The organism is Shinella fusca (genome assembly GCF_014203155.1).
GTDB classification, from domain to species: domain Bacteria; phylum Pseudomonadota; class Alphaproteobacteria; order Rhizobiales; family Rhizobiaceae; genus Shinella; species Shinella fusca.
This window is the reverse complement of the sequence record NZ_JACHIK010000011.1, coordinates 89582-110816: the sequence shown is the minus strand read 5'-3', so window position 1 is coordinate 110816 and position 21235 is coordinate 89582. Positions and strand designations below refer to the sequence as shown.

Annotated in this window: 24 protein-coding genes; 18 read left to right on the top strand and 6 right to left on the bottom strand. The window is 65.0% G+C overall.

Annotated features, from left to right (window positions below):
- Positions 1-9 precede the first annotated feature (9 nt).
- From HNQ66_RS16135 to visR, 10 genes are all read left to right on the top strand, one after another.
- Positions 10-2268, top strand: coding sequence for a chemotaxis protein CheA (locus HNQ66_RS16135; RefSeq protein WP_184145196.1), 2259 nt, complete (start codon positions 10-12; stop codon positions 2266-2268).
- 6 nt (positions 2269-2274) lie between these two features.
- Positions 2275-2739 carry a chemotaxis protein CheW gene (locus tag HNQ66_RS16130; protein ID WP_184145195.1) on the top strand — a complete coding sequence of 155 codons (465 nt, stop codon included), beginning with the start codon at positions 2275-2277 and terminating at the stop codon, positions 2737-2739.
- Positions 2736-3641: a protein-glutamate O-methyltransferase CheR gene (gene cheR, locus HNQ66_RS16125; protein ID WP_184145194.1), complete on the top strand. Its 906-nt coding sequence runs from the start codon at positions 2736-2738 to the stop codon at positions 3639-3641. Before HNQ66_RS16130 ends, cheR begins: the two co-directional genes overlap by 4 nt.
- Complete coding sequence (cheB, locus tag HNQ66_RS16120) at positions 3638-4693, top strand: protein-glutamate O-methylesterase CheB (protein ID WP_184145193.1); 1056 nt, start codon at positions 3638-3640, stop codon at positions 4691-4693. The genes cheR and cheB overlap by 4 nt, the downstream gene beginning before the upstream one ends.
- Positions 4693-5082 (top strand): response regulator, encoded by a 390-nt coding sequence (locus HNQ66_RS16115; RefSeq protein WP_119257659.1) that lies wholly within the window; start codon positions 4693-4695, stop codon positions 5080-5082. Before cheB ends, HNQ66_RS16115 begins: the two co-directional genes overlap by 1 nt.
- Positions 5079-5633, top strand: a complete 555-nt coding sequence (gene cheD, locus HNQ66_RS16110) for a chemoreceptor glutamine deamidase CheD (RefSeq protein WP_184145192.1) — start codon at positions 5079-5081, stop codon at positions 5631-5633. The genes HNQ66_RS16115 and cheD overlap by 4 nt, the downstream gene beginning before the upstream one ends.
- Positions 5634-5729: 96 nt before the next feature.
- Positions 5730-6119, top strand: coding sequence for a chemotaxis protein CheT (gene cheT, locus HNQ66_RS16105; RefSeq protein WP_184145191.1), 390 nt, complete (start codon positions 5730-5732; stop codon positions 6117-6119).
- 267 nt (positions 6120-6386) lie between these two features.
- Positions 6387-8081, top strand: a complete 1695-nt coding sequence (fliF, locus tag HNQ66_RS16100) for a flagellar basal-body MS-ring/collar protein FliF (RefSeq protein ID WP_184145190.1) — start codon at positions 6387-6389, stop codon at positions 8079-8081.
- Positions 8082-8651: 570 nt separating this feature from the next.
- Entirely contained in the window at positions 8652-9395 is a 744-nt protein-coding gene (gene visN / locus HNQ66_RS16095; protein WP_184145189.1) for a transcriptional regulator VisN, read from the top strand.
- Between the two features lie 11 nt (positions 9396-9406).
- Entirely contained in the window at positions 9407-10150 is a 744-nt protein-coding gene (gene visR / locus HNQ66_RS16090; protein WP_380779929.1) for a transcriptional regulator VisR, read from the top strand.
- Positions 10151-10246: 96 nt separating this feature from the next.
- Here visR and HNQ66_RS16085 read toward each other — a convergent pair whose 3' ends face one another.
- The 6 genes from HNQ66_RS16085 to motA all read right to left on the bottom strand — a co-directional run bounded on the left by HNQ66_RS16085 (position 10247) and on the right by motA (position 15447).
- Positions 10247-10684: a hypothetical protein gene (locus tag HNQ66_RS16085; protein ID WP_184145188.1), complete on the bottom strand. Its 438-nt coding sequence runs from the start codon at positions 10682-10684 to the stop codon at positions 10247-10249.
- The gene (gene flhB / locus HNQ66_RS16080) at positions 10681-11772 is read right to left on the bottom strand and encodes a flagellar biosynthesis protein FlhB (RefSeq protein ID WP_184145187.1); all 1092 of its coding nucleotides are present in this window, start codon (positions 11770-11772) and stop codon (positions 10681-10683) included. Before flhB ends, HNQ66_RS16085 begins: the two co-directional genes overlap by 4 nt.
- Before the next feature lie 112 nt (positions 11773-11884).
- Positions 11885-12922, bottom strand: a complete 1038-nt coding sequence (gene fliG / locus HNQ66_RS16075) for a flagellar motor switch protein FliG (protein WP_184145186.1) — start codon at positions 12920-12922, stop codon at positions 11885-11887.
- A gap of 30 nt (positions 12923-12952) precedes the next feature.
- Entirely contained in the window at positions 12953-13558 is a 606-nt protein-coding gene (gene fliN, locus HNQ66_RS16070; RefSeq protein WP_184145185.1) for a flagellar motor switch protein FliN, read from the bottom strand.
- A gap of 62 nt (positions 13559-13620) precedes the next feature.
- Positions 13621-14565, bottom strand: a complete 945-nt coding sequence (locus HNQ66_RS16065; protein WP_184145184.1) for a FliM/FliN family flagellar motor switch protein — start codon at positions 14563-14565, stop codon at positions 13621-13623.
- A 3-nt stretch (positions 14566-14568) separates the two neighbouring features.
- Positions 14569-15447, bottom strand: a complete 879-nt coding sequence (gene motA, locus HNQ66_RS16060; protein ID WP_184145183.1) for a flagellar motor stator protein MotA — start codon at positions 15445-15447, stop codon at positions 14569-14571.
- 171 nt (positions 15448-15618) lie between these two features.
- Here motA and HNQ66_RS16055 point away from each other — a divergent pair, with 171 nt between their 5' ends.
- From HNQ66_RS16055 to flgG, 8 genes are all read left to right on the top strand, one after another.
- Complete coding sequence (locus HNQ66_RS16055; RefSeq protein WP_184145182.1) at positions 15619-16398, top strand: DUF1217 domain-containing protein; 780 nt, start codon at positions 15619-15621, stop codon at positions 16396-16398.
- A 1-nt stretch (position 16399) separates the two neighbouring features.
- Positions 16400-17125, top strand: coding sequence for a flagellar basal-body rod protein FlgF (gene flgF / locus HNQ66_RS16050; RefSeq protein WP_184145181.1), 726 nt, complete (start codon positions 16400-16402; stop codon positions 17123-17125).
- Positions 17126-17188: 63 nt separating this feature from the next.
- Entirely contained in the window at positions 17189-18544 is a 1356-nt protein-coding gene (gene fliI / locus HNQ66_RS16045; RefSeq protein WP_184145235.1) for a flagellar protein export ATPase FliI, read from the top strand.
- A complete protein-coding gene (locus HNQ66_RS16040) occupies positions 18541-19104 on the top strand; it encodes a flagellar protein (protein ID WP_184145180.1) in 564 nt (187 codons plus the stop codon). The genes fliI and HNQ66_RS16040 overlap by 4 nt, the downstream gene beginning before the upstream one ends.
- Before the next feature lie 192 nt (positions 19105-19296).
- The gene (gene flgB, locus HNQ66_RS16035; RefSeq protein WP_184145234.1) at positions 19297-19677 is read left to right on the top strand and encodes a flagellar basal body rod protein FlgB; all 381 of its coding nucleotides are present in this window, start codon (positions 19297-19299) and stop codon (positions 19675-19677) included.
- A gap of 3 nt (positions 19678-19680) precedes the next feature.
- On the top strand, positions 19681-20100 hold the full coding sequence (flgC, locus tag HNQ66_RS16030; protein WP_184145179.1) for a flagellar basal body rod protein FlgC: 420 nt from the start codon (positions 19681-19683) through the stop codon (positions 20098-20100).
- Positions 20097-20426 (top strand): flagellar hook-basal body complex protein FliE, encoded by a 330-nt coding sequence (gene fliE / locus HNQ66_RS16025; protein ID WP_184145178.1) that lies wholly within the window; start codon positions 20097-20099, stop codon positions 20424-20426. Before flgC ends, fliE begins: the two co-directional genes overlap by 4 nt.
- Before the next feature lie 9 nt (positions 20427-20435).
- The gene (flgG, locus tag HNQ66_RS16020; protein ID WP_184145177.1) at positions 20436-21218 is read left to right on the top strand and encodes a flagellar basal-body rod protein FlgG; all 783 of its coding nucleotides are present in this window, start codon (positions 20436-20438) and stop codon (positions 21216-21218) included.
- The last annotated feature ends 17 nt before the right edge of the window (positions 21219-21235 follow it).

Genomic DNA, 21235 nt, shown 5'->3' with positions numbered 1-21235 from the left:
TCACTCCCGATGGATATGAACGAAATCAAAGAGATCTTCTTCCAGGAATGCGAGGAGCAGCTCGCCGAACTGGAATCCGGTCTCTTGAAGCTGAACGACGGGGATCGCGACCCGGAAACGGTCAATGCCGTGTTCCGTGCCGTCCATTCGATCAAGGGCGGCGCCGGCGCATTCGGCCTCGACGATCTCGTCTCCTTCGCCCATGTGTTCGAGACGACACTGGATTGCGTTCGATCCAACAAGCTGGAGCCGACCCAGGACGTCCTGAAGGTCATGCTGAAATCCGCCGACGTGCTGGCGGACCTGACCAATGCGGCGCGCGACGGCGGAAGCGTCGACGAGTCCCGCAGCCGCACCCTCATCCGCGAGCTGGAGGCCCTTGCCCATGGCGAGGCTCCCGCCGCTGCCGAGGCGCCGGCACCCAGGCCCGTGGCCGCAGCGCCCGCGCCGGTCGTCGAGAAGCCGCCGGTCAACGACGAGGGCTTCCAGCCCATCCCGTTCTCCTTCGGCGATTTCGACGATGAGCCGGCCGGTCATTACGTGCCGACTGTCCAGATCGACTTCAAGCCGAAGAAGGACCTCTACGCCAAGGGGAACGAAGCAGTCCTCCTGCTGCGCGATGTCTCCCGCCTCGGCGAGATGAGCGTCTACTGCGACATGGACGCCCTGCCGCCGCTCGACAAGATGAATCCGGAGGAAGCCTATTTCTCCTGGAAGCTCTCCGTCACCACCGAGAAGGGCGAGGACGGCGTGCGCTCCGTCTTCGAATTCGCCGAATGGGACTGCGACCTCGACATCCGCACGATCGAGGAAGACGTGGTCGGCGAGACGGCGGACGAGGAAGAGCCGCCGATGCAGCCGGTGCCGTTCGACCTTTCCATGCTTGATGAAGGCGCCGCCGGCGCTTCCGCCGGGGAAGAACAGGCTGCCGAGAACCCGGCCGCCGCCGCCGTTGCCGCCGCCGAAACGGCCAGCAAGGTCGCGCAGGTCGCAAGCCGCGCTGCCGAAAATGCCAAGGCTGCGGCCGCCAGCGCCGCGCAGGCGAGCCAGGCCGCTGCCGCTGGCCAGACGATCCGCGTCGATCTCGACCGCGTCGACCGCCTGATCAACCTCGTCGGCGAGCTCGTGATCAACCAGGCGATGCTCTCGCAGAGCGTCGTGGAGAACGACAACAACGGCACGTCCTCGATCAACATGGGCCTCGAGGAGCTGCAGCAGCTCACCCGCGAGATCCAGGATTCGGTGATGGCGATCCGCGCGCAGCCGGTCAAGCCCGTCTTCCAGCGCATGGCCCGCACCGTCCGCGAAATCGCCGACATCACCGGCAAGTCGGTCCGCCTCATCACGGAAGGCGAGAACACCGAGGTCGACAAGACCGTCATCGACAAGCTCGCCGAGCCGCTGACGCACATGATCCGCAACGCGGTCGACCACGGCCTCGAAATGCCGGAGAAGCGCGAAGCTCTCGGCAAGAACCCGGAAGGCACGGTGCGCCTGACGGCAAAGCACCGTTCCGGCCGCATCATCATCGAGCTTGCCGACGACGGCGCCGGCATCAACCGCGAGAAGGTGCGCCAGAAGGCCATCGACAACGACCTGATCGCGGCCGATGCGAACCTTTCGGACGAGGAAATCGACAACCTGATCTTCCACGCCGGCTTCTCCACCGCCGACAAGGTCTCCGACCTTTCCGGCCGCGGCGTCGGCATGGACGTCGTCAAGCGCTCGATCCAGGCGCTCGGCGGGCGCATCTCGATCTCCTCCAAGCCGGGGCAGGGCTCCGTCTTCACCATGAGCCTGCCGCTGACGCTCGCCGTCCTTGACGGCATGGTGGTCACGGTCGCCGGCCAGACGCTCGTCGTGCCGCTGACGGCCATCGTCGAGACGCTGCAGCCGGAAGCCTCGGCCATCCACTCCTTCGGCGCCTCGCAGCGGCTGATCTCGATCCGCAACTCCTTCTGCCCGCTGGTGGACGTCGGCCGGATCCTCAACTTCCGCGGCACGCAGGCCAATCCGGTGGACGGCGTGGCGCTGCTCGTCGAATCGGAAGGCGGCGGCCAGCGCGCCCTGATGGTCGATGCGATCCAGGGCCAGCGCCAGGTCGTCATCAAGAGCCTGGAGGCCAACTACACCCACGTCCCCGGCATCGCCGCCGCCACCATCCTCGGCGACGGGCGCGTGGCCCTCATCCTGGACGTCGATGCGGTGGTCGCCGCCTCGCGCGGCCAGTCCCTCCGGCAAGACATCTCGCTTGCTGCCACTGGTTGATCGCAAATGACGTACGCAGTGAAGAATCTGACCCAGGGACGCGAATTGATCGCCTTCAGGATTGGCGATCAGGAATTCTGCGTGAACATCATGTCGGTGCGGGAAATCCGTGGCTGGACGCCGGCGACGGCGATGCCGCATGCGCCGCCCTATGTCCTCGGCGTGATCAACCTGCGCGGCGCGGTCCTGCCGATCGTCGACCTGTCGCTGCGCCTCGGCATGAAGGCCGCCGAGCCGACCGTGCGCCACGTCATCATCGTCGCCCAGGTCGGCCCGAAGGTGGTGGGCCTCCTCGTCGATGCGGTCTCCGACATCCTGACCGTGACCGACGAGAACATCCAGCCGACGCCGGACATCGCCAATGAGGCGGAGAAGGCCTATGCCCGCGGCATCCTGGCGATCGAGGGGCGCATGATCTGCCTCATCGAACTCGACTCCCTCTTCCCGCATACGGAAAGCGAAGCCGCATGACCTATTCCCCGGCCATCGATACGAGACAGTCTCCGGACGAGTGCCTGGCGAGCGGCGAATACCCGCTGACGCGCCGCGACCTCTCCGAGATTGCGGCCATGATCTATGCGGATGCCGGCATCTATCTCAACGAGACGAAGGCCTCGCTCGTCTATTCGCGCCTGTCGAAGCACATCCGTGCGCTCGGCCTCAAGGGCTTCCGCGAATATTGCGCGCTCGTTTCCTCCCCCGCCGGCGCCGCCGCGCGCAAGGAGATGCTGTCGCACCTGACGACGAACTTCACGCGCTTCTTCCGCGAGAACCACCATTTCGACCATCTGCGCACCGAGGTGCTGCCGGACCTGCTCGCCCGTGCGCGCAGCGGCGGGCGCGTTCGCATCTGGTCGGCCGCCTGCTCGGACGGGCAGGAGCCCTATTCCATCGCGCTCACCGTGCTCTCGCTGATGCCGAACGTCGCGGACTACGACTTCCGCATCCTGGCGACCGACATCGACCCGAAGATCCTCGCCATCGCCCGGGCCGGAGCCTACGACGCGACCGCGCTGGAGACCGTCAACCCCGTCATGCGCAAGCAGTTCTTCCGCGAGACGGAGATCGCCGGCCGCCAGAAATGGCAGGTCGAGGACCGGGTGAAGCGCCTCATCACCTTCAACGAACTGAACCTGATGGCCCAATGGCCGTTCAAGGGCCCGTTCGACGTCATCTTCTGCCGCAACGTCGTCATCTATTTCGACGAACCGACGCAGATGAAGATCTGGTCGCGCTTCGCCGGCATGCTCGGCGACAACGGCCACCTCTATATCGGCCATTCCGAGCGCGTCTCGGGCGAGGCGAAGAACCAGTTCGACAATATCGGCATCACCACCTACCGCTACACGGGCAAGCACAGGAGGGGCGCATGATGGCACCAGCGCGCGTACTCGTCGTCGACGATTCGCCGACCATGCGCGGCCTGATCACGGCCGTGCTCAATGCCGATCCCGAGGTGAACGTCATCGGCCAGGCGGGCGATGCCATGGAAGCCCGCAACGCGATCAAGCAGCTCAATCCGGACGTCGTGACGCTGGATATCGAGATGCCGAACATGAACGGGCTCGAATTCCTCGACAAGATCATGAAGCTGCGGCCGATGCCCGTCATCATGGTCTCCACGCTCACCCATCGCGGCGCGGAAGCCTCGCTGATGGCGCTGGAGATCGGTGCCTTCGATTGCGTGGGCAAGCCGCAGCCGGGCGATGCCCGTCCCTTCGGCGACCTTGCCGAGAAGGTGAAGGCCGCCGCCCGCTCGCAGCGCCGCTTCCATGCCGAGCCGCCGCCGCTCGCGCCGGCGACCGCGAACGTCAACCCGGCGGACAGCTATCGCGCCGGCCGCAAGGTCGTCGCCATCGGCGCGTCCACGGGCGGCGTAGAGGCGCTGATCGCGGTGCTGCAGAAGTTTCCGGTCAACTGCCCGCCGACGGTCATCACGCAGCACATGCCGCCGACCTTCACCAAGAGCTTCGCCGACCGCCTGAACCGGCTCTGCGCGCCCGTGGTGCAGGAGGCGACGGACGGCGCGCGGCTCGAGATCGGCAAGATCTATCTGGCGCCGGGCGGCGAACGCCACCTCCAGATCTCCAATCCGCATGCGCCGTGCTGCCGCCTGGTGGAGCGCGATCCTGTCAACGGCCACCGTCCCTCGGTCGACGTGCTGTTCGATTCGGTGGCCGAGCTTGCCGGCCGCAACGCCGTCGGCGTCATCCTCACCGGCATGGGCCGGGACGGGGCGAGCGGGCTTTTGAAAATGCGTCACGCAGGGGCGCGGACCATCGGTCAGAACGAAAAAACCTGCGTCGTATATGGAATGCCGAGAGTGGCTTTCGAGCTGGGTGCCGTCGAGCACCAGTTTCCGCTCTCCTCCATAGGGGAGGAAATCTTGAAGATCACTGCGGCCCGTAGAGAAGGGAGCGAATAATGTCTATCGCTGAAAAAATCAAAGTTCTTATCGTCGACGATCAGGTGACGAGCCGCCTGCTGCTGGGCGATGCCCTCCAGCAGCTCGGCTTCAAGCAGATCACGGCGGCCGGCGACGGCGCGCAGGGCATGGCCATCATGACCCAGCAGCCGCACCACCTCGTCATCTCGGACTTCAACATGCCGAAGATGGACGGCATCGAATTCCTGCAGGCGGTGCGGTCGAACCCCAACACCAAGAAGGCGGCCTTCATCATCCTGACCGCCCAGGGCGACCGTGCCCTGGTGCAGAAGGCCGCGGCGCTCGGCGCGAACAACGTTCTGGCCAAGCCGTTCACCATCGAGAAGATGAAGGCGGCCATCGAAGCCGTGTTCGGGGCATTGAAATGACACCAGAAGCCGGGGCGCGCCGCGTCCATGTCATTCAGGGCGAATACAAGGTCATCAACGATCCGACCGTGGTGCTCACCACGATCCTCGGTTCGTGCGTGGCCGCCTGCATGCGCGACCCGGTCATTGGCGTCGGTGGCATGAACCACTTCCTGCTGCCGGGCTCCGCGGAGGCCATGGCCTCGGGGGGCGACGCCACGCGCTACGGCGTGCACCTGATGGAGCTCCTGATCAACGGCCTGCTCAAGCAGGGCGCCCGGCGCGACCGGCTGGAGGCGAAGATCTTCGGCGGCGCCCGCACGATCGCGCGCTTTTCCAATGTCGGCGAGCAGAACGCGATGTTCGCCCGCCGGTTCCTGCTCGACGAAGGCATCCAGATCGTCGGCGAAAGCACGGGCGGAGAGCACGGGCGCAAGCTGGAATACTGGCCGTCGAGCGGCCGGGCCCGGCAATATGCGCTGACGGGCGTGGAGACGCAGAAGACGGTGGCGCTGGAACAGCGGCCGGCACCCGTCGTCAAGCCGGTCGAGAGCTCGATCGAATTCTTCTGAGCGGCTCGCCCCGCAAGGAAGCGGAAGTACGAAGTGTATTGCGTTGCCGGAAGCGACAGAGGGTCGGCCGGCTCGTACGGGCAAAGAGGGTAATCCATGCAAGCCGAGTATCTGAGCGCAGCGACCGCCATGGAGGAAGCCCTTCCGGATGTCCTGATGCGAATCGTGTCCGAACTGCACGATGTCGCCTACCTTATCGAACGCATCGAGCCGCAGCTTTCCGGCGTCAAAGGCGAGGCCGTCCTCGACCAGCAGGAACGCATGATGGTGCTGCAGGGCATCGACCTTGCCGTCCAGAAGACGCGGGGGCTCGCCGAGTTCATCGACACCATCACCGCCAGCATTCCCGAAAGCTGGCTCGTCGACGTCACCACGGCGTTGAACCTGGTGAAGCTTGCCGACATGCAGAAGGCGCTCGGCAACGGCCTGCGCCACGGACATTCCCAGCCGATCTCCCGGGCCGCCGGCGACTTCGAGGAGTTCTGACGGATTTTCCTGCAAGGCAGGCGATCGCGGCGGCGCCTTCGGGCGCCGTCTTTCGTTTCGGCCGCGCCTTTCTCCCGCGCGGCAACGAAATGCTCGCGCAAGTTTCACGATCTAGTCTCCATGCCGGATCAGTCAGATCCGCGTATTCCATGGGGCTGGCCGGCGCGTGCGGAAATGTGCCGGCTCCGTCTCACGAGATTGAAAATGCGTCTGATCGCGGCGGCATGTTGGGCCGTCGTCCAGGCGACTAGTCCGTGCGGGAACAGAATGAATCTGTTGGAACAGTTGACGAAAGTCTACAAGAACCTGGCTTCGCTGGGGCAGGCGAAACTCGCGATGCTGGCGGGCGCCGCCATCGTCTCGATCGGCCTTGTGCTTGCTGCCGGGATCATGGTGAACAAGCCCGCCTACGAGACCCTCTATGTCGGCCTGGAAAAGGCTGACCTCAACCAGATCAGCCTGGCGCTCGCCGAAGCCAATATCGACTTCAACACCGGAACGGACGGAACGAGCCTTGCGGTTCCCGTCGGCCAGACCGGCAAGGCGCGGCTCTATCTCGCCGAGCGCGGCCTGCCGAGCAGCGCCAATGCCGGCTACGAACTCTTCGACAAGGTCGGTTCCCTCGGTCTCACCTCCTTCATGCAGGAGGTGACGCGCGTTCGGGCCCTCGAAGGCGAGATCGCCCGCACCATCCAGCAGATCAACGGCATCGCCGCCGCCCGCGTCCACATCGTGATGCCGGAGCGCGGCAATTTCCGCAAGGCCGACCAGGTGCCGACCGCCTCCGTCATGATCCGCGCGAGCGCGCAGGCCGGCCGCGAATCGGCCGCCGCCATCCGCCACCTCGTCGCCGCCTCCGTCCCGGGCCTCGAAGTGGACGGCGTGACGATCCTCGATTCGGCCGGCCAGCTTCTTGCCTCCGGCGACGATCCGGAGAACGGCCCGCTCAACCGCTCGCTGACGACCGTGCAGACGGTCCAGGGCGAGATCGAGCACAATATCGAGAAGGCGCTCGCGCCCTTCCTCGGCATGGACAATTTCCGCGCCAGCGTCACCGCCGCGCTCAACACCGATTCCCAGCAGATCCAGGAAACCGTCTACGATCCGGAATCGCGCGTCGAGCGCTCGGTCCGCGTGACGAAGGAAACCCAGAAGTCCAGCCAGCAGGCCACGAACAAGGCCACCACCGTCGAGCAGAACATCCCGCAGGGCGGCCCGAAGGGCGACGGCAACGGCCCGCAGTCGAGCGACGAGGCGGACAAGAAGGAAGAGCAGACCAACTACGAGATCAACAGCAAGACCGTCGCGACGGTGCGCAACGGTTATGAGGTGGAGAAGCTCTCCGTCGCCGTCGTCGTCAACAGCGCCCGCATCGCCGCCATGGTGGGCGAGCCGGCGGACCAGGCGAAGATCGACGCCTACATCGCCAACATGCAGAAGATCGTCACCGCTGCGGCCGGCCTCAACACCGACCGCGGCGACGTGGTCACGATCACCGCCATGGAATTCCTCGACCACCAACTCCTCGACGAAGCCGTGCCCGGCCCGAGCGTGATGGAAGTGCTGAAGCGCAACCTCGGCGGCATCATCAACGCGCTCGCCTTCCTCGGCGTCGCCTTCCTGGTGGTCTGGTTCGGCCTTCGCCCGGCGGTCCGTTCGGTCACCGGCGCCGGTGCTGCGGCCAATGCGCTGGAAAGCGATGCGGCCGGCCTCGAGCTGCCCGACTTCTCTCCGGCCGGCGGCATCGGCGGCCCGGGCGCCACGCTCATGGACGGCTTCGGCGCGGACTTCGGCTTCGACAGCACGGACGACCTGCTCAATGCCGGCGACGACGGCGACGGCAACTTCAACCGCCGCGTCAAGGAAGGTCCGGAACGGCGCCTCGGCCGCATGGTCGAGATCAGCGAGGAGCGCGCTGCCAAGATCCTGCGCAAATGGTCCGCCGAGCAGGAAGCCGCCTGAGGCCTCCCGACGGGAAAATGAAAAGGGCGCGGCCGGAAACGGCCGCGCCCTTCGCGTTCCGGCAATGTGCTCGAAGCGACATTTTGATTTCGCGCTGTCGCTTTTCGGCAACGCTTCAGTGCCTCCAAAGCGCTATTTTCCGCGTGGCCGGAATCCGCACCGGCATGCACGCGCCCCTCTCGAAAAAAAGTTTGCGCCTCCTGCCGCCCCTGCCGTCGTTCGGGCGGGTTGTCGTCAAGGTGTAAAAAGGCCGGCGAGCCGAGGCCCGATTTTGTGAGCGGCGTCGAATATTGTATGGTTAACAATATTTTAAACGCCGGGTTCTTCGCACGTTCGGCAGCACGCCGCAAAGCAAATCACTTGCACCTCTTCGACTCACAGAAGCCGGCAAAAGTAAATCCCGAGAAGATGGCGGTGGTTTTTAGCGATGGCCGATGTACACTTTAGTCACTGATTCGCTTGGTGATTCTCGCCGATGCGGCCTGACCCGAAAGGGCATTCGGACGGTTCCGAACGCCTGTCGGAAGGGAGGCGGGGCATTGCCGTTCGAAATCGGAACAGGGGGCTATCATGGAAACGATCCGGTCGGATACCGCGGCCTGGGAATCCTATGGATTCTCCGCCGAGGCGGTTGAGCGTAAGAGTGCGCGTGAGCTTCTGGTTCAACATCTCGGACGCTGCGCGGATCACGCCGGCCTCTCCTCAGGTCTGAGGGCGCTGACCGATTATGTCAGCGCCTCCCATTATCTCCTCGTGCGGCATGACGCCGCGCCCGAAGCGGGCTTGGAGGCGGTGGTCGCCTCCGACTGGCCCTTCGACATGGTGCGCGGCATTGCCGGCCCGCTTCTCGCCAGCCAGTCGCGCACCAGCGAACTGGAAAAATGCCTGACCCTCCTGAAGCCCTGCTTCAGCCATCTCGACGAGACGGTCACGGCGCCCAAGGGCATCAGCCGGGAATATTGCGTCGTCGCCTTCCATGTCGGGCGGGTCCGCATGTCGCTGCTGCTCCTCTTCCCGGAGCATTTCATCCTCTCCCAGAGCAAGCTGCGCGACGTCGGCGTCATGACCGGCTATTTCGCCAGCGTCTGCTGCCAGGGCGCCATCCTCCGGCAGGACCGGGAGATGGAACTGACCGATCGCGAGGTCGAGTGCCTCTACTGGATCGCGGAAGGCAAGACGAGCGACGAGATCGCCGTCATCCTCGGCATCTCGCGCAACACCATCAACAACTACATCACCAGCGTGATGCGCAAGACTGCGACCAAGACGCGGTCCGAGGCGATCGCCTGGGCCGTCCGCAACAGCCTGGTTTGAGGAGGACAGCCATGGACATCCAGCTTTCCGCCCCCGGTGCCATGGAGACGGAAATCCGGCTCGCACGCCCGCAGAAGGCGGCGCGCGCTTCCGATTTCGTCTCGCGCCTCCAGGTGATGCAGACGATCCTCGGCGCCGAGCACTTCGCCGTGCTCCGCCTCAGCGGCCACGGCCTGCCCTCGGCGCGCAAGCTCACGCTCTCGCTGCACAACTGGGCCCACGAGGTCGACGTCAACGCGCGCGCGCTGATGGAGGCCTACGGCCCGGCGATGCTCGCCCATCTCGAAGCGTCCATGCTGCCGCTCCTCTGGGAAGGGGCGGGCGAGAACCAGTTCGCCGAATCGGGCGCCGAACCCTTCACCGCGCGCCTGCCCGCGCGGCTCCTGCCCTGGTCGGGCATGGCCTTTCCCGTCCGCCTCGGCGCGCACGGCAACGGCTATGTCGTCTTCCTCGGCACCTTCATCGCGCCGTCCAGCGATCTCATCGTCGATATGCACATGAAGAGCTGCCAGCTCCTCATCGACATGCTGGCGGGCGAGGAGAAGAAGCTGACGCCGGCCGAAGCCCTCAGCGAGCGCGAGATCGCCTGCCTGCAGATGGCCGGCGACGGCTGCATCTCCGAGGCGATCGCCGAGAAGATGGGCCTCTCCGTCCACACGGTGAACGCCTATCTCGGCACGGCGACGACCAAGCTCGACGCGGTCAACCGCATCCAGGCCATCGCGAAGGCCATCCGGCTCGGATATATCACCTGACGGGATAGGCCGGCTTACCAGCCGCGACCGCCCACGTCTCCTTCGTCATCCCCGGCCCTGAGCCGAGGATGACCTTTGGGTGTGGCACCGGGCCGCTCAATGCATCGACGCCGGATCGCCCTTCACGTAGCGCGCTTCCGCAAGGCTCTTGCGCAGGAAGGCGGTGTTGTCGTCCGGGTCGGCGGCCGGGTCGCTGAAGGCCACATGGGTCACTTCCACGCCGGCCTTGTCCTTCTGCAGGAGGAGTTTCGCATAGACCGTCACGCCCTGCGGGCGCAGTTCCATGTCGAGCGTCACTTCCGGTTCCGTGTCCCAGTCGAGACGATAGTCGCCGCCGGCACCGAAATTGACGGTGCCGGGCAGGAAATAGAGTTCGGCGGCCGATGAGACGAGGTCGGCCAGGTTACCGTAGCACTCGAAACGCAACAGCGAGACGAGATCGGCGGCATCGAGCAGTCTCAGCTCAGTCGCGACCGGGCAGATTGCTTCGGCGACAATCTTCTCTCGCTCGGCGGAATAGGTGCATTTTCTCATCGGATCTCGTTTACCCGTCTGGTCTGGGGCGATGCTGCGTAAACCCGGTGAATCAGCTCCGCCACGGCCTTGTAGAACACCGGCGGAATGACACTATCCACCGAGACTTGCGCAAACATTGAGCGGGCAAGCGGCGGGTCTTCGAAGACGGGGATTCCGTTTTCCTCCGCGATCTCGCGGATTCGAAGCGCGATGAGGTCCTGGCCCTTGGCGACGACCATCGGCGCATCGCCTTCCTCGCGCACATAGCGCAGCGCGACGGCGAAGTGGGTCGGGTTGGCGATGACGAGCGTTGCGCGCGGCACGTCCGCCATCATGCGGCGGCGGATGCGGTCGCGCTGGATGGAGCGCATGCGGGCCTTGACGATCGGGTCGCCCTGGGCCTGCTTCATTTCCTCCTTCACCTCCTGCTTCGTCATCATCAGTTCGGTGAACCAGTGATGGCGCGTCCAGGCGAAGTCGATGCCGGCGATGAGGGCGGTGGCGAAGAGGATGATGATGAGGACTTTGTTGATGTCCGAGCTCATCATGTAGATGAGCGTCGCAGGCTCGGAGAACATGGTGTCGAGCGAGGCGAAGTAGTTGCCGCGCATGGCGAGCGCCACGACCAGCGATACCAGGAGGATCTTGATCAGCGACTTGCCGAATTCCACGAGGCCCTGCTTGCCGAAGAGTCGCCCGAGGCCCTTGATCGGGTTGAGCCGGCCGACCTGCGGGCGCACGCGCTCCATCACCGGGCTCGGCAGGTTCTGGAAGACGGAGGAGGCGATGCCGAAGACCATCATCATGGCGAGGATCGGCAGCAGCATGGCGCCGGCCTCCCAGCCGAGATGGCGGAAGATGGCGATGACGTCGGTGCCGGTCTTCAGGTTCCAGGCCTCCGGCTGCTCGAAGAAATCGCGCAGCGTCTCGTTCATCCGCGCGATGCCGCCCGGCATGAAGAAGACGAGGAAGAGGTAGATCGCCAGCGTCGAGGCGAAGATCGTGACTTCGCGCGAGAAGGGGGTGTTGCCCTTCTCCATCGCCTCGCGGATCTTCTTCTCGGTCGGAAGCTCTGTTTTGCTTTCCTTGTCGTCGTCGTCCGCCACGGTGCGCTCCGGCTGGAATTGTGCCTGCCGCAAAAGCAAGCGGCCCGAACCCCCTTGAGGAGATTCGGGCCGGAAATACGCTCCGCCTGCGGCTTCACCGTGTCAAGGCGGATCAGGCGGCCTGCTGGGCTTCGTCCTTTTCCTTCAACTGGATTTGTCCGGCCGCGGCAAGGCGGATGGCTTCCTGCGTGATCGAGCGGCGGGCGATCGCGACCTCGCGCGGGTTGACCTGATCGCCGGCGGCAAGGTCCGATTCGATCATGCGGCGCTGGCGCGCGCCGATCGAGGAGAGGACCGCTTCGCGCAGTTCCATCGAGGCGCCGCGCAGGGCCGCCGTGATGATGTCGCCGGAGACGTCGTTGAACAGCGACACGCGGCTTCTCTGCGGCATGTAGAGCACGTCCTCGAAGAGGAAGATCTTCGGGCGGACCTTCTTGACCGATTCGGTCGAGACCGTTTCGAGCGAGGCCAGCATCTCGTCGACCTGCGACTTCTCCAGCTCGTTCATGAGGTCGGCGACCTTGTTGGAGCCCATCGAATTGCGCTCCGCATCCAGCGCGTTGATCATCTCGATGACGCGCGCCTCGACGATGGCGGTGGCCTTCGGGCTCGCATCCTTGAGGTTGACGGTACGGTTGATGATGTCGGCGCGGTGGTCCTCCGGGATCTCCAGCAGCACCTTGGCGCCGAAGGAGGAGGGCATCATGGACAGGATATAGGCGATGGTCTGCGGATGCTCGTTGAGCATGAACTTCGCCACGAAGACCGGATCGGCGTCCTGCAGGCGGTCCCAGATCGTCGTCTCGAAGGCCTGGAAGGCGGCGCGGCGGCCGAGCAGGCCGTCCACCTCGTCCGGCGTCAGGCCCTCTTCGAGGATGCCTTCCATCATCTTGGCGTTGTCCATCAGGCCCGCGCCCTCGGTGAAGAGGTCCTCGAACTCGTTGACGAGGTCGATCAGTTCGTGCGGGGGAATGGCGCGCAGGTTCTGCGCGGCGGCGATGATCGCCTGGAGCTCGCTCTGCGTGAAATACTTCAGCAGCTTGCCGGCGACCCCCTTGCCCATGGCGAGAAGGACGGCTGCTGCCTTCTCAACCGGCGAAAGCGGTGTTCCGACCGCCGTCGAGGTGCCGAAATTTTCGAAATCCATCATGGATCATCCTCCTGAACCCTCGACCGGGTGTCAGACCTTGCGTGTACTCTTCACTTCGATGAGCTTGACACCGAAACGGGTGTCGTCGTTTTCGAGAACCGTGATCTCGCCGCGGCCGATCACCCGGCCGTTGACCATGACCTCGACCGGCTCGCCGATGCGGCGGTCGAGCGCGATGGTGGCGCCCTCGCTGAGGTTCATAAGGCTGGAGACCTGCATCTGCGAGGATCCCAGAACGATCTGCAGATCGATCGGGATGTCCATGATGAGGTCCATGTTGGATTCCATGGCGCTGCCCGGGCGCGGCGCTTCGCCGGGCTCGGCGGAGAAGTCGTTGCCGGCGCCGAAGTCGCCGCCGCCGAAATCCGAGCCGCCGAAGCTGGTGTCGCCGCCGAAGTCGGAAGTGGCGGCAGCGCCGCCGAAATCCGTTCCGCCGAAGTCCGAACCGCCGAAATCGCCGCCGAACGCGGCAAGCGGATCGTTTTCGGCCGCTTCCGTCCCGCCGGCGTCGAGCGTGCCGCTGGCATCCTTCTGAAGAACGCCGCGCAGGTCGTCGATCGCCTGCTCCAGTTCCTGGTCGCCCGCGTTGATGGAAGACATGATGTCGTCAGCGATGGGTGTTTTCTTCGGTGCCATAAGACCACTATTCCATTCGAAACTTGCCTGAGGCTCGCCGCCTCGTACGCGTCATGCGTAAACTATCCGATGATGTGCTGGAGAAGCTCTTCTTCCGAACCGTAGGTATCCTTGACGCGGACCGTGTAGCGGGCGCCGGACCGGCCGAATTCGCAGACATAGAGCTTGCGCCCGTTGGCGTTGACCTCCACGCGCACGTCCGCGGCCTCGTTGAACGGGATGATGTCGCCGGCCTGGAGGCGGCTGACGGTGTCCAGCGTCTGGGATTCGAGGCGGATGCGCGCTTCCAGCGTCACCTTCGAGCGGCGGACCTGCTCGCCGAGCTGTTCGCTCCATTCCGCGCGGGTCTTCGGCGCGTTCGCCGGCTTCGGCGCCGTGATGGCCGATTTGAGGAGCACCCCTTGCGGAATGACGACGTGGAAGGTCGAGAGCACCGGCCCGATGCCGACGGCCATGTTGATCATGGCGGCGAACGGATCCTCGATGCCGTCTTCGGGGGGCTTGCGCGTTTCGGCGTTGTGCGCCGGGCCGAGCAGCGGCTCGAAGCCGTTTCCGCCGCCCACCGCCGTCGTCAGCACGCTCGAGACGCGGTCGAACATCATGGCGGCGACGTCGAGCTCGATCTTGGAGAGCGGGCGCGGCTCGGGGTCCTCGATGGAATCGCTGACCGCGCCCAGCATGTTCTCGACGAGCGTGATGACCATCGGGCTGTCGCAGATGAGCGTGAAGTGATCGCACCAGTCGCGCAGCGACGCATCGCAGAAGGCCATGGCGCCGCCGAGGCCCTCGGTCAGTTCGCCGTGGCGGCCCGTGGTGAAGCCGGCATAGGAAACCGCGACCTCGAAGCCGAGCTCGCTTTCCAGCATGTCGGGCAGGAATTCGGAGAAGACCTCGCCGAGGCTGGCGCAGAGCCTTGATATGGTCGCCTGGTCGCCGAGCTTGCCGGTGAGGCGGGCGAGGATCTCGGGGTCCATGGCGGGAAGGGAGGTCACGCTTGCTGCATTCATCTCTTAGGCCGCCTTCGAATCGCCGCCGCCGCCCGGATTCATCATCTCCTGCTCCACCGCGTCGATCGACGGGCGTTCGTAGGAGGAGATGGTCTTGCGGCCGTATTCCAGCGCCACCTGCGGCACCGAGCCGTTCATGTAGGCCAGCAGCGTCTGCTTGACGATGACGTAGAGGCGGTTCTGCTTCTCGCGGACGATCTTGATGTTGCTGGTGATCGGCGCGACCACCGAATAGGACAGGAAGATGCCGAGCATGGTGCCGACCAGCGCCGAGCCGATGAGGCCGCCGAGCACTTCCGGCGAATCGTTGATGTGGCTCATGGCCTTGATGACGCCGAGGACGGCCGCGATGATGCCGATGGCCGGGAAGGCGTCGCCCATCGTCGTCATCGACTGGTAGACCTTCATCTTGTCGCGCGTGATCGTCTGGATCTCCTCGTCCATCAGCGCCTCGATCTCGTGGGAGCGGGCATTGCCGATGATGATGAGGCGGACATAGTCGCAGATGAAGGCGGTGAGGTCCTTGTTGGCCAGAACGGTCGGGGCGGACTGGAAGATCGGGGACTCGTCCGGATTGTCGATATGCGCCTCGATCTCGTTGCGCGACTTGGTGCGCAGGTCCCGCATCAGGCTGTAGAGCACGCCGAGCGTATCGAGATAGTCGCGCTCCTTCGGCACCTTGTGCTTGAAGGCCTCGCCGAGCGCCTTGCCGGTGTCCTTGATCACCTTCATCGTGTTCGCCACGATATAGCCGCCGACCCCGGCGCCGCCGATGATCATGAGTTCGAATGGCTGGACCAGCAGGCTGACATGCCCGCCCATGGCCATGAAGCCGCCCAAGACGCAGCCGATGGTGACGATGAGGCCGATAATGATGTTCATGAGCGCAGGTGTCCCGACACAATTCTGACCCTTCCGGAGATACGGTTCCAGCCTTGCGTGAAGCTGTACCTAACGGCGGGTTTATCGATCAGGTTCGCACAAGCAAAAGCCTTGAAGATCATGGTTCAAAACGGGCCTTCGCGCCCATTCGATCCTGATCGGCGGACCATCGTGACGACCACCTATACGAGCTACAAGCTGATTACCTCCGACCTGCAGACGTCGCTGAAGCGCGTCTCGGAGCAGCCCGACGTCAAGCGCGAGACCGAATATTACCTCGCCAACATCGGCAACGTGAAATCGATCGACGACTTCTTCGCCGACAGCCGGCTTTATAACTATGTGATGAAGGCGCACGGGCTGGAGGACATGGCCTATGCCAAGGCCTTCATGCGCAAGGTGCTGACCGAGGGTGTCGACGACAAGGACGCCTTCGCCAACAAGCTCACCGACACGCGCTACAAGGAGCTGGCCGAATCGCTGAACTTCGCCCGCGACGGCGCGGCGGCCACCTCCTTCGACAAGGCCCAGAAGGGTATCGTCGACAAATACACCCGCCAGACGCTGGAAGTCAGCGCCGGCGAGGACAATACCGGCGTCCGCCTCGCGCTCTATTTCGAGCGCATGGCTTCCTCCATCACCTCGGGCTATTCCATCATCGCCGACGATGCGCTGGCTCAGGTCGTGCGCACCGCCTTCCAGCTTCCCGACGAATTCGCGGCGACCGACATTGACCGGCAGGCGGCCTATTACGAGGACGTCCTGAACCTCGACGACTTCAAGGATCCCGCCAAGGTGGGCAAGTTCCTCGAGCGCTTCACCGCGATGTGGGAGCTCGACAATCCCGAGGGCGGCACCGATCCGCTGGCGGCCTTCCAGTCTTCCAGCCTCACCGGCATTTCGACGGACCTTCTCATTTCCATCAGCAACCTGAAACTTGGAGGCCGCTGAGATGCAGACCGGGCTTTACGTATCGCTTTCGTCCCAGCTTGCGCTCGAGCGCCGCATGGCCACGCTCGCCGACAACGTCGCCAACTCCACGACGGTCGGCTTCCGCGCCACTGAGGTCAAGTTCAACCAGGTCGTCAGCGACCAGAAGACGGCCGACGTCGCCTTCGTCTCCGAGGGCAAGGAATTCCTGTCGGGCCGCAGCGGTGGCATCACCGAGACGGGCGGCCCGCTCGATTTCGCGATCAAGGGCGATGCCTGGTTCCAGGTGGAAACGCCGTCCGGCCCGACGCTCACCCGCGACGGCCGCTTCACGCTGACGGACGCCGGCGAACTGGTGACGCTGAACGGCTATCCCGTCCTCGATGCCGGCGGCGGGCCGATCCAGATCGACGCGACGGCAGGCCCCATCACCCTCAGCGCCGACGGGCAGCTCAACCAGGCCGGCCGGCCGGTGACCTCGCTCGGCATCTTCCAGGCCGACCTTTCCGGCGGCTTCGTGCGCGCCGGCAACAGCGGCATCATCACGACCATCCCGCCCGAACCCATCGTCGACCGCGTCGATGCCGGCGTGGTGCAGGGCTATGTGGAGGAATCCAACGTCAACGCCATCGGCGAGATGACGCAGCTCATCCAGGTCACGCGCGCTTTCGAGAGCGTCGCCTCCCTCATCCGCGACAGCGAGGATTCCATGAAGGACGCCATGAACACCCTCGGCGGCAGCCGGTAAGCGCCGATGACGCGGGCAGTACGCACGACGGCCGGCACGGCGCGCAATCCCGAAGGCGGGCGCATGCTCAATGCGCTGGCCGGGCTGGTGCGGCGCTATTCCTCGCCGGAATTCTCGGTCGCCCACGGCGGCCACGTCCAGACAATCGCGGCGGGCAACTACACGGTGAGCGGCCTGTCGCGCCACGTGCGGCTCGGCGAGTTCGTCGCGCACAAGAGCGCCACGGGCATCCATCTCGGCGAGGTCGTCCGCGTCGAGCCGGATTCGGTCGTCGTCTGCCCCATCGAGCCGGGCGAGCCGATCGGCATCCACGACACGGTCATCCGCAAGGGCGCCTTCCGCGTCGCGCCGGCCGCCTCCTGGTGCGGCCGCACGATCAACGCGCTCGGCGAGCCCATCGACGGGCTCGGCCCGCTCGTGCAGGGGGACGTGCGCCGCTCCATCTCCAATTCCGCCCCGCCGTCCATGACGCGCCGGCGCGTGGAGACCGGCTTCAACACGGGCGTCCGCGCCATCGACCTCTTCGCGCCCCTCTGCCTCGGCCAGCGTCTCGGCATCTTCGCCGGCTCCGGCGTCGGCAAGTCGACGCTGCTGTCGATGCTGGCAAGGGCGGATGCCTTCGACAAGGTGGTCATTGCGCTGGTCGGCGAACGCGGCCGTGAAGTGCGCGAGTTCATCGAGGACACGCTCGGCGACAACCTTGCCAAGTCCGTCGCGGTCGTGGCGACCAGCGACGAGAGCCCGATGCTGCGCAAGATGGCGCCGCTGACGGCCGTGACCATCGCCGAGCACTACCGCGACCAGGGCGACAACGTCCTTCTCATCATCGACAGCGTGACGCGCTTTGCCCACGCTATCCGCGAGGTGGCGACGGCCTCCGGCGAGCCGCCGATCGCGCGCGGCTATCCCGCCTCCGTCTTCACCGAGCTGCCGCGCCTTCTCGAGCGCGCCGGCCCGGGCGCGGAAGGCACCGGCACGATCACGGCGATCATCTCGATCCTCGTCGACGGCGATAACCACAACGACCCGATCGCCGACTCCACGCGCGGCATCCTCGACGGCCATATCGTCATGGAGCGCTCGCTGGCCGAGGAGGGACGCTATCCGCCGATCAACCCGCTCGCCTCGATCTCGCGTCTTGCCCGCAAGGCCTGGACGCCGGACCAGGAAAAGCTGGTGGCGCGGCTGAAGGCGCTTATCCACCGCTTCGAGGAAACGCGGGACCTGCGGCTCATCGGCGGCTATCGCCCCGGCGGCGATCCCGACCTCGACATGGCGATCAAGCAGGTGCCGATCATCTACGAGGTCCTCAAGCAGACGCCGGGCGAGCCCCCGGCAGGCGACGCTTTCTCGGATCTCGCCATGGCGCTGAAGAATGCGGCCGGGCAGGGCGCCGCACCGGCAAACCGGAGGGGTTGACAGTGACGGATTTCGACGCGGACGAGAAGATCCAGCCGATCAGGCGGACGGAGCGCACGCGCTACAGCACCAGCGACAAGGTCACCGTGGGCGCCGGCGTGCTGCTGGCCGCGGGCGCGGCCTTCTTTCCCTGGTATGTCTTCCTCAACCCGGGCAAGTTCTCCGTGCCCGCGCTTTGGCAGGGCAGGACCCGCGACCTGCCGGAGACGGCGCCGCGCGAGGTGATGAGCGTCTCGCCGATGGCGATGATCGACAACGACAAGGACCCGCCGCTCGAAAGCGTCGATCCCGTCGCGACCGCCACCACGCCCGGCCTCGGCAAGGAATCGAAGCTCGGCGCCCCGCTGGAAACCGGCCTCGACCAGCCGCTGCCGGTCAGCGACGGCTTCCGCCTGATGCATGTGGCGAACGGACGGGCGCTGATCGAGGATGCCCGCGGCATGTATATCGTGCGCGTCGGCTCCATCCTGCCCGACAACAGCCGCCTTGCGACGCTCGAGCAGCGCGACGGCGCCTGGGTCATCGTCACCTCGAACGGCGACGTCATCAAGCGCAACTGACGGCGGCGGGGATGCCTCCCGCGCCGATTCTGCCGCCCGCCATGTGCGAACTGGCGGGCCTTTGCGCGCCGCGCACAGGGGCGCACACTTTATTCCCCCGCAAATTCAGCGTGTTGCCGGGAAACGGCCGGACAGCAAGTCTGACGCAAGATTGGCTCCGTAGGTTCGCCATGAACAAGGATGGAGCTTGTCATGCAACCGATACAACTGTTTGAACTGGCATCGAAGCAGGCCGAATGGCTCTCAGTCCGCCAGAGCGTGGTTGCAGGCAACATCGCCAACGCCAATACCCCCGGGTTCAAGGCGAAGGACGTGACCCCCTTCCAGTCGGTGCTCGAAACCACGGGCATCCGCATGGCGGCGACGCAGCCCGGCCACTTCACCGAAACCGAAATGGCAAGCCGCGTCATCGAGACCAAGCCCACCGAGGAGATCGGCGTGCAGGAGTCCGGCAACACTGTCGGCCTTGCCGAGGAGCTCATGAAGGAAGGCCAGGTCAAGCGTGAGTTCGAGTTGAATGCCGGCCTCGTAAAGGCCTTTCATCGCATGATGCTGATGACAGTCAGAAGGTAAAAAATGGATCCGCTTGTAGCTTCAATGAAAGTCGCGGCCTCGGGACTTGAGGCGCAGTCCACCCGCATTCGCATCGTTTCGGAAAACCTGGCGAATGCCCGCTCCACCGGCGACACGCCCGGCGCGGACCCCTTCCGCCGCAAGACCGTGACCTTCTCGGCCGAGCTCGACCGCGCCACCAACGCTTCGCTCGTCGAAGTGTCCAAGCTCGGCGTCGACGAGACCGACTTCCAGACGGAATACGATCCGGGCAACCCCGCCGCGGACGAGAAGGGCTTCGTGAAGGTCCCGAACGTCAACATGCTGGTCGAGATGGCCGACATGCGCGAGGCCAACCGCTCCTATGAAGCAAACTTGCAGAGCATCAAGCAGTCGCGCGACCTCATCAGCGCGACCATCGACCTTCTGAGGGCCTCGCAATGATCGAGAGTGTAAAGGGCCTCAACGGCCTTCTTCCGAGCAGCGCTCTTTCGGGCGTCGAAACCGGCGTATCCAATTCCGTCACCGCCGCTGCCGCACAGGGCGCGCCCCAGACGAGCTTCGCCCAGGTGATGACCGACATGGCCAGCGAGATGGTCGGCACGCTGAAGGCGGGCGAGACCAAATCCTTCGAAGCCATCCAGGGCAAGGCATCGACCCGCGAAGTCGTCGATGCCGTCATGAATGCCGAGCAGACGCTGCAGACCGCCATCGCCATCCGCGACAAGGTCGTCACCGCCTATCTCGAAATCGCCAGAATGCAGATCTGAGGACCGGACATGAAAGCCCTTGCCATTGCCGCGACCGGCATGAACGCCCAGCAGACCAACCTTGAAGTCATCGCGAACAACATCGCGAACATCAACACCACCGGCTTCAAGCGCGCCCGCGCGGAGTTCTCCGACCTTCTCTACCAGACGGAGCGGGCCGCCGGCGTTCCCAACCGCGCCAACCAGGCTGTCGTGCCGGAAGGCGCGATCATCGGCCTCGGCGTCAAGACCGCGGCCGTGCGCAACCTGCATCTCCAGGGCGGGCTCGTCTCCACCGGCAACTCCTTCGACCTCGCGCTGATCGGCCGCGGCTGGTTCCAGATCGAGGCGGCGGACGGTTCCACGCTCTATACCCGCGCCGGTGCCTTCAACACCAATGCCGAAGGCCAGCTCGTCACCCTCGACGGCTATACCGTCGTGCCCGGCATCACCGTGCCGGAGGACGCGACGGAAGTGACCGTCAGCAAGTCCGGCCAGGTCTTCGCCACCGTGGCGGGCGAGCAGCAGGAACTCGGCCAGATCACGCTCGCCAACTTCGTCAACGAGGCAGGCCTCGAGCCGCTCGGCGAGAACCTCTACCGCGAGACGGCGGCTTCCGGCCCCGCCAATGTCGGCGCGCCGGACGAGGCGGGCTTCGCCTATATCCAGCAGAACTATCTCGAAGCCTCCAACGTCGACCCGGTCAAGGAAATCACCGACCTGATCTCGGCCCAGCGCGCCTACGAGATGAACTCCAAGATCATCCAGGCGGCCGACGAAATGGCGGCGGTGGTCAGCAAGAACCTGAGATAGCAACCGGACACGCGGGG